Source organism: Achromobacter pulmonis, assembly GCF_021733725.1.
GTDB classification, from domain to species: domain Bacteria; phylum Pseudomonadota; class Gammaproteobacteria; order Burkholderiales; family Burkholderiaceae_B; genus Achromobacter; species Achromobacter pulmonis.
Window position 1 is genome coordinate 4951527 of record NZ_JAIFOT010000001.1, and the last position, 12665, is coordinate 4964191.

Consider the following 12665-nt stretch of genomic DNA (forward strand, 5'->3'; position numbering starts at 1 on the left):
GGCCGGGCGGGCTTAGATCGACCCCGGATTTTTTTGACATGCACGCTTTCTTGAACGCCTTGCCCTTGTAGGGCGCTCCGGTAAGCGCCAGGAGCCAGAAATGACCATGCCCCCCGACGATACGCCGTCCGTGCGACGCCGCCACAAGACCCTGCAGGAGATGGCCGAACTGTTCGGCATCTTCCTGGTCGAGCGCCTTCAGCTCACGGCCGAGGACGCGGCCACACTCGGCGATGAGCTGGTCGACCTGGTGCACCGTCATTACAGCGGCCAGAGCCTGTACTTCCCCAAGGATCGCGGCTATGTCCGGCTGGAGCATGACACCTACATCTGGCAGCACCTTCGCCGCGGGAACGCCTCGGAGATCGCCGCCCACCTGGGCGTGAGCTACGTGTATGTCTACCAGCGGTACCGCGTCATGCTGGCCGAGTCTCGTCGCCGCACCCAACCCCAGCTTCCTGGAATGGATTCGCCTGAGACCGACGGTGCGTAGCGCCAGCGGTCTATTTCCGCAACCGTAGAGAGCCCCCATCACCAACGAGAACACCATGGACACAGCCATGAATCCCATTCAACGCATCCGCACAGTGCTGGAAGCCTACAAGACACCGGGCAGCCCGCTGAGCAAGGCAGCTTGCCTTGCTGAAATCGACTCCATCGTCGCCGACGTCGAGCGTATCGACCGCCTGACGACTGTGGACGACAAACTGAAGGTTGATATCTTGCGCGCCAGCATTGTCAACATCGGCCGGCTGCTGCCGGATCGCATGAGCATCGCATTTACGCGGCTGGATGCGGTCACCATGCTCAAGCAGGTTTTCCCGGATGGCGAGAGCCAGGACTGCGTTTTCACTGGCCACACGCCGATCTATGCCGTTCCGGTCGTGCCGGCGCTTCGAAACCTGGCCGAGGATATCCAACATGGATAAAGACGACGTCCTTCGCAAGATCGAGAAGTGCCTGGCGCTGGCGAAGTCCAGCGAGCCGGCCGAGGCCGCCGCAGCGCTGCGTCAGGCGCAGGCGCTGATGCGTGAGCACGGCGTATCGCAACTGGAAGCTCAGGCGATCGGTGCTCGTGAGTGCTCGGTTAAGGCCACCGCACGCACGCCGAGCAGGCACGAAGCCCACCTAGCTGGCCTTGTGGCCGACGCATTCGGCTGCGAGCTCATCCTCGCGAGCGGCAGAATCCTCTCCGGTGGAGCGATGTGGCTGCTGGTCGGCTGCTCGCCCAGTGTCGAGGTGGCACAGTACACCCTGCAGGTGCTGCTGCGGCTGATGGCGCGGGCGCGCGCCGACCATATCAAGGCCAAGTTGAAGCGCTGCGGCCCCAAGAACAAGACGGCCCGTGCCGATGCCTTCTGCCAGGGCTGGGTCGCGGCGATCGCCTCTCTCGTACCTCGCATGGAGTCGTCGGGCGATCAGAAGGCTGCGATCGAGGCCCACATGCAGCTGAATCACCCGAACCTGGGCAATTTCACCCCGCGAAGCCGTGACGCCGGCGCTCGCGGCTGGGCCGACCAGGTCGCAGGCCACCGCGCAGGCGCAGGCGTTCAACTGCACCAGGGCGTGGGCGCGAGCTCGGCGCCGTTGATGCTTGGGAACGGGAGGTAGCATGGCCAGCTCTACACCCAAACAGCTCGCTGGCCGCCAATGCCGCAGTCTGCGCGCCATTCGGGAGAGGCTTCTCAGCATGGCCGAAGCTTGGGATGGCGTCGATCAGTTCAATATGGGCGAACTGACCGATCTCGCCGATCATGCTGAGCGAGTATCCGCCCAAATGGTGGCCGAGGATATCGAGGGCCAGCCATGAGCGCAGCCCCCATACCTCGCGCCGCCGAGCGCCAGCGCCTGATCCGCCTAGTGCATGTTGCCCAACGCGAATTGAAGTTGGACAAAGAGACCTATCGCGCGGCTTTGCTGACGGTCACGGGCGGCAAGAAGGACTCCTGCTCATCGATGAGCGCCGAAGAGCTGCAGCTGGCCCTGGATCACTTCAAGCGATTCGGCTTCAAGGTGCGCCTCAAGCCCCGACCAAGCCGCCCGGTGGACACCGAGGCGACCAGCAAGAAGATTCGCGCCCTGTGGCTTTTGTTGCGCGACCTGGGCGCGGTCAACAACGCATCCGAGGAGGCCTTGGCGGCCTACGTCAAACGGATCACAGGTGTCGAAGCGCTGCAATGGATTGACGGTGCTCATGCCGAGCGCACCATCGAGACCATGAAGAAGTGGGCGATGCGCATCTTGCCTGAGCATGTTCGGCATCTCGTTGATCAGGTGCGCGATCAGCGGCTCGATCCAGCATTGCTCGGCAAGCTGCAGGCCAAGCTCAACCTGGCCTTCACACGCAACACCTTCGAACCGATGCTTGAAGCCTTTGAGGCGTTGCAGGCGACGTTGAAATTCGGGAGCGCCAGGTCATGAAAAGAGTGCCACGCCTCAAGATCGAGACCGAGCTGGGCACTGAGATTCAGTGTTCCCGTTGCAAGGACTTTTGGCCTGCTGACCGAGAATTCTTCTACACGGCCCGCGGCAAGCTGCATCCCTGGTGCAAGGCCTGCTATCTGAGCGACGAGAAGGTCATCCAGAAGACCGAGAGATGGAAGGAAAGCCAGCGCGTAGCCCGCGCGGCGCGCAATCAGATCGGCCCGCTCGGGGCCGTGCCGGCTCGTGCCGGTTATGGCGAAGAGAGGGGCACCAATGGCTGAGCTTCATTCGATTCCGTACCCGTTCGAAGCCAAGGACGTTGAAGGGCGGACCTGGCACCCCTACGAGTTGAGATTCCGAAGCCCGGACGGGACCTATGCCTGCCACATCTACGCAATCAGCGACGACCACGCCCGCCTCCAACTCGATGCCATCAAAGAGAACGGGCACATCGTTGGACGCACGATTGGAGCCTTCGATGCCTAGCGTGACCAGATATCGCGCTTTGCGGCTGATGGGGTGCGGCTGGTTCACGGCGGCGGTGGTGGCAGGCGTGAACCGGCTATTCGGCGCGCCTACGAACGAAGTTCGCTTCATGAACGTTGTCATTGACATCAACGGTTGGGGCACACCGGCGAGCCCCGCCAAGCACGATGTATTGAAGGAGAAAAGCTCATGACCATCTCGAAAGCTGCCGCCGACGTGGCAGGCAAGAATGAAGTCACCGATGCTGATCTGTTGCGCATCTGCCAGTCGTTTAACCCCGGGCAGGATCTCGACCTGGCGAAGGCGGTCCGCGCTGCGGTTGTCAAAGCAGTCGGGATGCACGCCGAGAGTGCGCTCGTAGGCTACGTCACAGCCTCAGCGCTGGAGGCCGGGCTTGACTACCCGGACTGGCGGTCGGAGTTCTTCCGCACTGCCGAAGGGCTGTTGGACTATTTCCCTACGGCTGAACCGGTTGCAGTCTTTACTGCGCCCCAGGCTGGCACCGAGCTGCGCAATGCTGTGATCGAGGAATGCGCACGGGTAGCTGACCGTACGCCATCAGCGGCCAAATGCACGAAGAGTGAATGGCGCCATGTAGAGGCCGCCGCCGATGAAATTGCCGCGGCTATCCGAGCCCTCAAGCGGCCGCAGGCGAACAAGGACGGCGGTCACCTGGTCGGCCATATCGGCAACACCGTTATTTGAGCAACGCCCCGCAATCGCGGCTTACGAAACCACAAAGCCCTATAGGGAAGTGCATCATGAAACAACAAACGCCGACAGTATTCCATGACGAAGACGGGCAAATCTTGGGGGTTATACCAGCGGCCTCAGATCGCCGCCAAGTGCGCCTTGAGCTGTTCAAGGGCAGCGTTCAAGACAAATGCCTCGTCCTTGATATCCAGGCCAAGTGCGCCGTAGTTATGAAAGCGAGCGATGCAATTGGCCTTGATCCGTGCCAATACGTCCTCTTGCAGACCGTCGCCTTTGCGAGCTTGTTCCACCAGGGCCTGGCCGAAGCTAACCAAGGCCAAATTTACCAACGCAAGCTGCGCAGCCTGAAGCTGGCGATCGTGCGCCTGGCGTTCTGGCGCACCCGATAGACGACCCCATAGCCGCTTGAACATTGCTTTGCTCCCTCGTTGCCTTGATTATCAGTGCGTGGTAACACTGCCCGCTTCAGGCCATTGAGCAAATCGTGACGGGCAGCGCTCGACGCCCGTTATACACCGCGAACAGATGAAACGGCCTGAATCTGTAAGGCCGTTTCATTTCCATCCCGAAAAATCCAAGTTTGTCACGGATTATCCCGGATTTATCTCGCCCGCATCCCTGGGTTTATCTCTCTCTCGGTCAGCAGGGTGGCGAAGCGCATAGGGACATGGCCGCCACGCATGTCCATGGCAGGCGCGCGGGTTATGCTTGCCGCCATGTCACCGAAACCTCCCGTGCTCAGGCTGCGCGGCGTCTACAGCGACCGCCTGGCGCCCGTCAGCCTCGATCTCGCGGCGGGCGAGTGCGCCGCCATCACCGGCCCCTCCGGGTCGGGCAAGTCGTTGCTGTTGCGCCAGGTCGCCGACCTCGATCCAGGTCATGGCGAAGTCGAACTGGATGGTGCGCCGCGCGCCGGCATGCGCGGTTGGCAATGGCGTCGCCAGGTGATCTATTGCCAGGCCGAGGCCGGCTGGTGGGACGATCACGTCGCGCCGCATTTCACCGACCGGTCCCTGGCCGCCGCGCTGTTGCAGCGCCTGGGCGTGGCGCCGGAAAAAATGGATGCCCTGGTGCAGGAGCTGTCCACCGGCGAACGCCAGCGCGCCGCCCTGGCGCGGGCCCTGGCGCTGGCGCCGCGGGCCTTGCTGCTGGACGAGCCGACCGCGGCGCTCGACCCCGAAGCCACCGCCCGCGTCGAGGCCGAGCTGCGCCGCTATCTCGACGGCGGCACGGCCATCCTGATGGTCACGCACAACCCTGAACAGGCGCGGCGCATGGCGCGGCGCGGCTGGCGCATGGAGCAAGGCCGCCTGGAGCCGCAATGGACGTGATCAAGCTGCAGGCGCTGGACCTGGTCATCGCCTCCTTGCTGGTGCTGCTGTCGGCCGGCATCTCGTTCGCACTGCGGCTGAACCTGCAGCGCCAGGTGCTGTGGGCGGCATTGCGCACCGTGGTGCAGCTGCTGCTGGTGGGCCACATCCTGCGCCTCGTGTTCGCGCATGCGGCGCCATGGCTGACCGCGCTGGTGGTGGCGGTAATGATGGCGCTGGCGGCGCGCGAGGTCGCGGCCCGGCCCAAGGCGCGCCTGGTCCGCCATGGCAACGGCCACGTCGGTACGCTGGCGGTGGCGGCCACCACCTTGGTGACGGCGCTGTTCATCCTCAGCACGGCGCTGCGGCCCGAACCCTGGTATGACCCGCGCTATACCATCGCCCTGGTCGGCATCGTGCTGGGTAGCGTGCTGAACGCCGCCAGCCTGGCGCTGGACGGCGTGCTGTCCGGCGTGCGCCGCGACCGGCTGGCGATCGAGGCGCGTCTGTCGCTGGGCGCGACCGCGCACCAGGCTTTCGCGGCGCTGCTGCGCGAATCGGTGCGGCGCGGCATCGTGCCGAGCATCAACCAGATGTCGGCGGCCGGCATCATCACGCTTCCCGGCATCATGACCGGCCAGATTATTGCGGGCATGGACCCGATCGACGCGGCCAAGTACCAGATCCTGCTGATGTTCCTGTTGTGCGGCGCCAGCGGCATGGCGGCCATGGGCGCGGCTTACGGCGCCATGCGGCGGCTGACTGACGAGCGCGGGCGGCTGCGGCTGGATCGGCTGATGCCGGGCCGTTGAGCGGCGCCCGCCGCGGCCGGATTTGATGAAATATCGACGCGGCCCCGCGCATACTGCGACCCTTCATCCATAACGAGGCCGGGGCCGCCGGCCGTCAACGAAGGGCGGGAACAGTATGAGCATTACCGGGATGTTTGCGTGGCTGACCAGCGAGCAGGGCCTGATGGCGTTGCTGGCGCAGAACTGGGTGCTGGGCACCTGCATCATCGCCGCCATCGTGTTTGTCGAGACCGGCCTGGTGGTGATGCCGTTCCTGCCGGGCGATTCGCTGCTGTTCGCCGCCGGCGCGTTCCTGGGCCTGGCGGGCATCGATCCGCTGGTGTCGCTGGCGGCCATCACGGCCGCCGCCATCGCGGGCGACGCGCTCAACTATGCCATCGCCGCCTCGCGCTGGGGCCAGCGGCTGGCGCATAGCCGCTGGGTCAGGCCCGAGCATCTGGAACGGGCGCGTGCCTATTTCGCCCGCTATGGCGCCATGACCATCACCGTGGCGCGCTTTGTGCCCATCGTGCGCACGCTGGCGCCGTTCGTGGCGGGGCTGTCGCAGATGCCGCGCCGCACCTTCTTGCTCTACAACATGGTCGGCGCCGTCGCCTGGTGCGGCTCGATGCTGCTGGCGGGCTACTGGCTCGGCTCTATCGCCTGGGTGCGCGCCAACCTGCACTGGGTGTCCGTCGTCATCATCGGGCTGTCGCTGATCCCGGTGGCGCTGCAAGGTTTGCAGATGCGGCGGGCGCGGCGGGCTCCGCAAGCCTAGGGCAAGCCGCGGCGCGGCAGCGGTTCGATGCCCGCCGCCACGGCCATGTGCGCCAAGCAGAACATGAAAAAGCCGGCGGCTCCGTGAGGAACCGCCGGCTTCGACGCGGCCGGGCCGGGCTGGCCCGGGGCGCGGTGGCGCTTAGCCGATGTTGGCCAGCACCTGGTTCAGCGTGGCGCTGGGACGCATGGCGCGGCTGGCCTTGTCTTCGTTCGGCTGGTAGTAGCCGCCGATGTCGACCGGCTTGCCCTGGGCGGCCTTGAGCTCTTCCAGGATCTTGGCTTCGCCTTGGGCGAACGCGGCCGCGGCCGGCGCGAACAGCTCAGCCAGGGCGCGGTCGTCGGTCTGGTCGGCCAGGGCCTGGGCCCAGTACATCGCCAGGTAGAAATGGCTGCCGCGGTTGTCCAGGCCGCCGACCTTGCGGTCGGGCGACTTGTTCTCGTCCAGGAACTTGGCGGTGGCCAGATCCAGCGTCTTGCCCAGCACCAGGGCGCGGGCGTTGTCGTAGGCGCGGCCCAGGTGATCCAGCGAAGCGGCCAGGGCCATGAATTCGCCCAGCGAATCCCAGCGCAGGAAGCCTTCTTCCAGGAACTGCTGCACGTGCTTGGGCGCCGAACCGCCGGCGCCGGTCTCGAACAGGCCGCCGCCGGCGACCAGCGGCACGATCGACAGCATCTTGGCGCTGGTGCCCAGTTCCATGATGGGGAACAGGTCGGTCAGGTAGTCGCGCAGCACGTTGCCGGTGACGGAAATGGTGTCCAGGCCTTCGCGGATGCGCTTGAGCGAGAACTTGGTGGCCTCGACCGGGGCCAGGATGCGCAGATCCAGGCCGCTGGTGTCGTGGTCGTTCAGATACTGCTTGACCTTGGCGATGACCTGGGCGTCGTGGGCGCGCTTTTCGTCCAGCCAGAACACGGCCGGCGTCTGGCTGACGCGGGCGCGGGTGACGGCCAGCTTGACCCAATCCTGGATGGCGGCGTCCTTGGTCTGGCACATGCGCCAGAGGTCGCCGGCCTCGACGGCCTGTTCCAGCAGCACCTTGCCGGCGGCGTCGGTGACGCGCACGGTGCCGGTGGCGGGAACCACGAAGGTCTTGTTGTGCGAACCGTATTCCTCGGCGGCCTGGGCCATCAGGCCGACGTTGGGCACGCTGCCCATCGTGACCGGATTGAAGGCGCCGTGCTGCTTGCAGTCGTCGATGACGGCCTGGTAGACGCCGGCGTAGCAGCGGTCGGGGATGACGGCCTTGGCGTCCTGCAGCTTGCCTTCGGCGTTCCACATCTTGCCCGAGTCGCGGATCATGGCGGGCATGGAGGCGTCGACGATGACGTCGCTGGGCACGTGCAGGTTGGTGATGCCCTTGTCGGAGTTCACCATGGCCAGTTGCGGCAGCGTCTTGTAGGCGGCGTCGATGTCGGCGGTGATCGCGGCCTGCTGGTCGGCGGGCAGCGATTGGATCTTGGCGTACAGGTCGCCGATGCCGTTGTTGGGATCGAAGCCGGCCTGCTTGAGCGCGGCGGCGTGCTTGGCCAGCACGTCCTGGTAGAACACCGACACCACGTGGCCGAAGATGACCGGGTCGGAGACCTTCATCATGGTGGCCTTCAGGTGCACCGAGAACAGCACGCCCTGGGCGCGGGCGTCGTCGATCTGGGCCTGCAGGAAGGTCTTGAGCTTGGCGGTCGACAGCACGGCGGCGTCGATGATCTCGCCGGCCTTGACCGGGGTCTTTTCCTTCAGGACGGTCTTGCTGCCGTCGGCGGCGGTCAGTTCGATCTTGACGTCGCCGGCTTCGGCGATCAGGGCCGATTTTTCGGTGCCGTAGAAGTCGCCGCTGTCCATGTGCGCCACGTGGGACTTGGAATCAGCCGTCCACGCGCCCATCTTGTGCGGGTGCTTGCGGGCGTAGTTCTTGACCGACAGGGGCGCGCGGCGGTCGGAGTTGCCTTCGCGCAGCACGGGGTTGACGGCGCTGCCCTTGACCTTGTCGTAGCGCGCCTTGACGTCGCGTTCGGTGTCGTTGGCCGGGGCGTCCGGGTAGTCGGGCAGTTTGTAGCCCTGGTCCTGCAGTTCCTTGATGGCGGCCTTGAGCTGCGGCATCGAGGCGCTGATGTTGGGCAGCTTGATGATGTTGGCTTCAGGCTGGACCGCCAGGGCGCCCAGCTCGGACAGGGCATCGCCCAGCTTCTGGCTGTCGTCGAGGTAATCGGGGAACAGGGCGATGATGCGGCCCGCCAGGGAGATGTCGCGGGTTTCGACCGTAATGCCAGCGGACTTCGCGAAGGTCTGGACGATCGGCAGCAGGGAACGGGTTGCAAGCGCCGGAGCTTCGTCGGTGAGGGTGTAGATAATCTTCGGAGTAAGGGACATGATCCTTGAATCTGTTCGGCGGTGGCGCTAGGCGCAAACCCGAACATGCTATGCGGCGTCAGCCGGTAGATGTTGTCGAGAGTGGGTTCGTTTGGGCTGACCCGGGCAGGCCCCGATCGGCTCAACATGGCGACGCCCGTCCTTTATGTGCTGGTCTAATTGCCCGACCGCCTGGAAGGTACGACTGCCACGAATCGAACATTGTAATACTGCGCCCCGCCCGGTGTGCGCGGAAATGGGCGCCAATGGTCCAGCGGGTGTTCGGCGGCCGCGAAAAATCGGATTTTGCCCTCAAGAATGGCGCCAAATGCCCATATCCTACTGGCTTCGAGTGGCAAGTTGTGGCTAAATCGCCCTCTGCGCGCGCCGCATCGCGGGCAGGAAAAATGAACGGGGCGCAGGATGACGATGCACGTTGCACAGCCCCGTCGCGGGGAGACACAATGCGGTTTGGCAATCTGTTGTTTGACCCGAAATTCCGCTACGCCAGCCGTATCGATGGCCAGACGATCCACTTCACGCCGGTCGAGAGCGCGGCGCTGGCCTTGCTGACCGGGCACGTGGGCCAGATCCTGCCACGCCAGCGCCTGCTGGATGTGACCCAGCGCGGCCAGGCCGACACGCTCGAGCGCAGCGTTGACCTGCTGATCAACCGCCTGCGCGGCAAGCTGGGCGATTCGGCCCGCGCGCCTCGCTTCATCGCCACCAGCTACGGCCAAGGCTACAGCTGGATCGCCGCGCCCGAACCGGAGCCCGATGGCGATGTCTACGTCGCTGTCGGGCCTGCTGCCGGTCCCGAAGCCTTGCGCGGCGAGCCGCGGGTCAAGGCTTTCCTGGTGGACCTGGCGGACGCCCTGCGAGCCCGCCTGCCGAGCGAACGCGGCGTCAGCCTGCTGTCCCTGGCCGCCGCCGGCGCGGCCAATGCGCCATTCCGCGTCGAGGTCGGCCTGCGCCAGGACGACACCGGCGTGCATTGCGCGGTGGTCTTGCGCGAGGCCGCCAGCGGCCGCGCACTGCGGGCCGAACGCTGGACCATCGCGCCGGCCGACGCGGCCCAGGTCGGCCGCAGCGCCGCGACCGCCTTCGCCGCCTCCATCAAGAGCGAGATCTGGCGCAGCCTGGCCCGCGTCCGTGGCGATGCCGGGCCCACCGACGAACCCATCGAACTGCGCCTGCACCGCGCCGCGTTGCTGCTCTCGCGCAGCCCGCAGAACTGGCTGGACTCCGAGGCCGAACTGGAAAAGCTGCGGGCCGAGCACCCGAACGATCCCCAGACCGCCTTGATGTGGGCGTCGCACCTGTACGCCCGGCTGGTATTGGACCTGTCCAGCGACCCGGCCGCGCTGGAGCCGCAGATCGAGGCGCTGGTGTTCGAGGCGCTGCCGCATGTGCGCGACGATCCGATGCTGGCGCTGGCGGCGGCCAAGCTGCTGTGCTTTGTCGGCCGTGGTCATCTGGAACTGGCCGAAGCGCTGGCCGAGGAGGCGTTCGCCCGCGGCACCGCGTTTGCTTCGGCCTTCGCGGTGCTGGGCCAGTTGCGGCTGAACCGGGGCCGCCTGCGCGAGGCCATCGAGCACTTCGACCATGCCATCGAGCTGGCCGAACCGGGCTCGGAATTCCAGGTGTTCCTGATGGTGCTCAAGTGCACCACGCTGCTGGCATTGGACGACCGCCAGGCCTGCCTGGCCGCCACCGAGGCCCTGTACCGCGCCAAGCCGCTGACGCGCACGCAGATGGGGGTGTTCCTGGCCTCGCCCGACGAGCCATTGCCCGACGATCTGCGGCAGATCCTGCTGGCGCTGGACGCGGACCTGCTGCGGCGGCTGCTGGCGCACTTCGAATACCTGTTCGTGCGGCGGGTGCCGGACGCGGCCAGCAGGAAGAGCATGTTCCGCGGCGTGCTGGCGCAGTTGGCGCGGCACCGGCCGCTGGATGAGCTGCCGGCGCGGGTGCGGGCCTACCTGTAGGTTCGCGTGCCCGGCCACGCCATTTGACAAACGGCGGCACATGCGGGAAGCTACGCTCCATGATTTTCCGCGCCGTCCGCATTTCGCTGATTATTACCATCATTCCTGGAATGGTGGGTTAGCGCGCGACCGCAGTCAGTCAAACAAACCCGCCCCACGAGGCGGGTTTTTTGTTGCCGCCTCTGCCGGGCTCCGCTCCCCGAACCGCCGCAGAGATTACCCATGCAACAGCCGCAAGCCGCCACCAGCACCGATACCGATACCTTCGCCAGGGGCCAAGCCGCGCCCATGGAGTACGTGCGCCAGATCCTGACGGCGCGGGTCTACGACATCGCCCGCGAGACCGAACTGGACCCGGCCCCGGGCCTGTCGCGCCGGCTCGGCAACCGCGTGCACCTCAAGCGCGAGGACAACCAGCCGGTGTTTTCCTTCAAGGTGCGTGGCGCCTACAACAAGATGCGCAACACGCCGCAGGCGGCGCTGGAGCGCGGCGTGATCACCGCGTCCGCCGGCAACCACGCCCAGGGCGTGGCGATCTCCGCCGCCAGGCTCGGGGTGCGCGCCACCATCGTGGTGCCGCAGACCGCGCCGCAAGTGAAGGTGGACGCCGTGCGCGCCTTCGGCGGCCCGACGGTGCAGGTGGTGCTGGCGGGCGACTCCTACAGCGATGCCTACGCCTACGCGCAGACGCTGGCGCGCGAGCAGGACCTGACCTTCATTCCGGCGTTCGACGATCCCTATGTCATTGCGGGGCAGGGCACGGTCGGTATGGAGATCCTGCGCCAGCTTCCGGGGCGGCCGGACGCGGTGTTCGTGCCCATTGGCGGCGGCAGCCTGGCGGCGGGGGTGTCGGTATACCTGAAGGCGGTGGACCCGTCGGTCAAGGTGATCGGGGTGCAGACGGTCGATTCCTGCGCCATGGCGCAGTCGATCCAGGTGGGCGAGCGGGTCAGCCTGGCCGAAGTGGGGCTGTTCTCGGATGGCACCGCGGTCAAGCTGGTGGGTGAAGAGACCTTCCGCCTGTGCCGCCAGTTCCTCGACGAAGTCATCCTGGTGGACACCGACGCCGTCTGCGCGGCCATCAAGGACGTGTTCCTGGACACGCGCAGCGTGCTGGAGCCGGCCGGCGCGCTGGCGCTGGCCGGGCTCAAGCAGTATGTCGAGCGCGAGGGCGTGAGCGGCCAGTCGCTGGTGGCGGTCACCTCGGGGGCCAATATGAATTTCGACCGCATGCGCTTCGTTGCCGATCGCGCCGAAGTGGGCGAGGCGCGCGAGGCCGTGTTCGCCGTCACGTTGCCCGAGGCGCGCGGCAGCTTCCGCCGCTTTTGTGCGGTGATGGGCGCGCGCAGCGTGACCGAATTCAACTACCGCATCGCCGACGCGAACACCGCCCGCATCTTCGTCAGCGCGCAGATCGCGCGCCGCGGCGAGGGAGCCGACATCATGCGCGGCCTGGAGCAGGAGGGCTTCGCGGTCAGCGACCTGACCCACAACGAGGTCTCCAAGCAACACATCCGCTATATGGTGGGCGGGCGTTCGCCGCTGGCGGGCGGCGAGCGGCTGTTCCGCTTCGAGTTCCCGGAGCGCCCGGGCGCGCTGATGAAATTCCTGTCGGCGATGGCGCCGAACTGGAACATCAGCCTGTTCCACTACCGCAACCAGGGCGCCGACTTCAGTTCGGTGCTGGTGGGCATCCAGGCGCCGCTGGCGGACGACGCGGCGCTGGACCGCTTCCTGGCGCAGCTGGGCTACGCGCATTCGGAGGAAACCGCCAACGAGGCCTATCGGCAGTTCCTGATCTAGGCGCTGGCTGCGCCCGCGGCCG

15 protein-coding genes are annotated in these 12665 nt (G+C 66.1%); 13 read left to right on the forward strand and 2 right to left on the reverse strand.

The annotated features are described in order from the left end of the window. Positions 1-100: 100 nt before the first annotated feature. From K2W61_RS22795 to K2W61_RS22830, 8 genes are all read left to right on the forward strand, one after another. Positions 101-493: a Mor transcription activator family protein gene (locus tag K2W61_RS22795; RefSeq protein ID WP_058665320.1), complete on the forward strand. Its 393-nt coding sequence runs from the start codon at positions 101-103 to the stop codon at positions 491-493. Positions 494-560: 67 nt separating this feature from the next. Continuing rightward, complete coding sequence (locus K2W61_RS22800) at positions 561-929, forward strand: hypothetical protein (RefSeq protein WP_236756621.1); 369 nt, start codon at positions 561-563, stop codon at positions 927-929. Beyond that, the gene (locus K2W61_RS22805) at positions 922-1611 is read left to right on the forward strand and encodes a DUF7168 domain-containing protein (RefSeq protein WP_236756622.1); all 690 of its coding nucleotides are present in this window, start codon (positions 922-924) and stop codon (positions 1609-1611) included. The genes K2W61_RS22800 and K2W61_RS22805 overlap by 8 nt, the downstream gene beginning before the upstream one ends. Positions 1612-1806: 195 nt before the next feature. Continuing rightward, complete coding sequence (locus tag K2W61_RS22810) at positions 1807-2421, forward strand: gp16 family protein (protein ID WP_236756623.1); 615 nt, start codon at positions 1807-1809, stop codon at positions 2419-2421. After that, positions 2418-2705 (forward strand): hypothetical protein, encoded by a 288-nt coding sequence (locus K2W61_RS22815; RefSeq protein WP_236756624.1) that lies wholly within the window; start codon positions 2418-2420, stop codon positions 2703-2705. Before K2W61_RS22810 ends, K2W61_RS22815 begins: the two co-directional genes overlap by 4 nt. Next, positions 2698-2910 (forward strand): hypothetical protein, encoded by a 213-nt coding sequence (locus K2W61_RS22820; RefSeq protein ID WP_236756625.1) that lies wholly within the window; start codon positions 2698-2700, stop codon positions 2908-2910. Before K2W61_RS22815 ends, K2W61_RS22820 begins: the two co-directional genes overlap by 8 nt. After that, complete coding sequence (locus K2W61_RS22825) at positions 2903-3103, forward strand: hypothetical protein (protein WP_236756626.1); 201 nt, start codon at positions 2903-2905, stop codon at positions 3101-3103. Before K2W61_RS22820 ends, K2W61_RS22825 begins: the two co-directional genes overlap by 8 nt. Next, complete coding sequence (locus K2W61_RS22830) at positions 3100-3615, forward strand: hypothetical protein (RefSeq protein WP_236756627.1); 516 nt, start codon at positions 3100-3102, stop codon at positions 3613-3615. Before K2W61_RS22825 ends, K2W61_RS22830 begins: the two co-directional genes overlap by 4 nt. A gap of 125 nt (positions 3616-3740) precedes the next feature. On the opposite strand, the gene K2W61_RS22835 is transcribed toward K2W61_RS22830, so the two are convergent. Continuing rightward, positions 3741-4037: a hypothetical protein gene (locus K2W61_RS22835; protein ID WP_236756628.1), complete on the reverse strand. Its 297-nt coding sequence runs from the start codon at positions 4035-4037 to the stop codon at positions 3741-3743. A gap of 303 nt (positions 4038-4340) precedes the next feature. On the opposite strand from K2W61_RS22835, the gene K2W61_RS22840 reads away from it, so the two are divergent. From K2W61_RS22840 to K2W61_RS22850, 3 genes are all read left to right on the forward strand, one after another. Beyond that, positions 4341-4955, forward strand: a complete 615-nt coding sequence (locus K2W61_RS22840) for an ABC transporter ATP-binding protein (protein ID WP_236756629.1) — start codon at positions 4341-4343, stop codon at positions 4953-4955. Continuing rightward, positions 4946-5746 (forward strand): ABC transporter permease, encoded by an 801-nt coding sequence (locus K2W61_RS22845; protein ID WP_175139897.1) that lies wholly within the window; start codon positions 4946-4948, stop codon positions 5744-5746. The genes K2W61_RS22840 and K2W61_RS22845 overlap by 10 nt, the downstream gene beginning before the upstream one ends. A 115-nt stretch (positions 5747-5861) precedes the next feature. Further along, the gene (locus tag K2W61_RS22850; RefSeq protein ID WP_236756630.1) at positions 5862-6503 is read left to right on the forward strand and encodes a VTT domain-containing protein; all 642 of its coding nucleotides are present in this window, start codon (positions 5862-5864) and stop codon (positions 6501-6503) included. A 141-nt stretch (positions 6504-6644) separates the two neighbouring features. On the opposite strand, the gene K2W61_RS22855 is transcribed toward K2W61_RS22850, so the two are convergent. Further along, the gene (locus K2W61_RS22855) at positions 6645-8873 is read right to left on the reverse strand and encodes an NADP-dependent isocitrate dehydrogenase (RefSeq protein ID WP_236756631.1); all 2229 of its coding nucleotides are present in this window, start codon (positions 8871-8873) and stop codon (positions 6645-6647) included. A gap of 443 nt (positions 8874-9316) precedes the next feature. On the opposite strand from K2W61_RS22855, the gene K2W61_RS22860 reads away from it, so the two are divergent. Continuing rightward, positions 9317-10840 (forward strand): winged helix-turn-helix domain-containing protein, encoded by a 1524-nt coding sequence (locus K2W61_RS22860; RefSeq protein WP_236756632.1) that lies wholly within the window; start codon positions 9317-9319, stop codon positions 10838-10840. Positions 10841-11062: 222 nt separating this feature from the next. Beyond that, positions 11063-12643, forward strand: coding sequence for a threonine ammonia-lyase, biosynthetic (ilvA, locus tag K2W61_RS22865; protein WP_175139899.1), 1581 nt, complete (start codon positions 11063-11065; stop codon positions 12641-12643). Positions 12644-12665 lie beyond the last annotated feature (22 nt).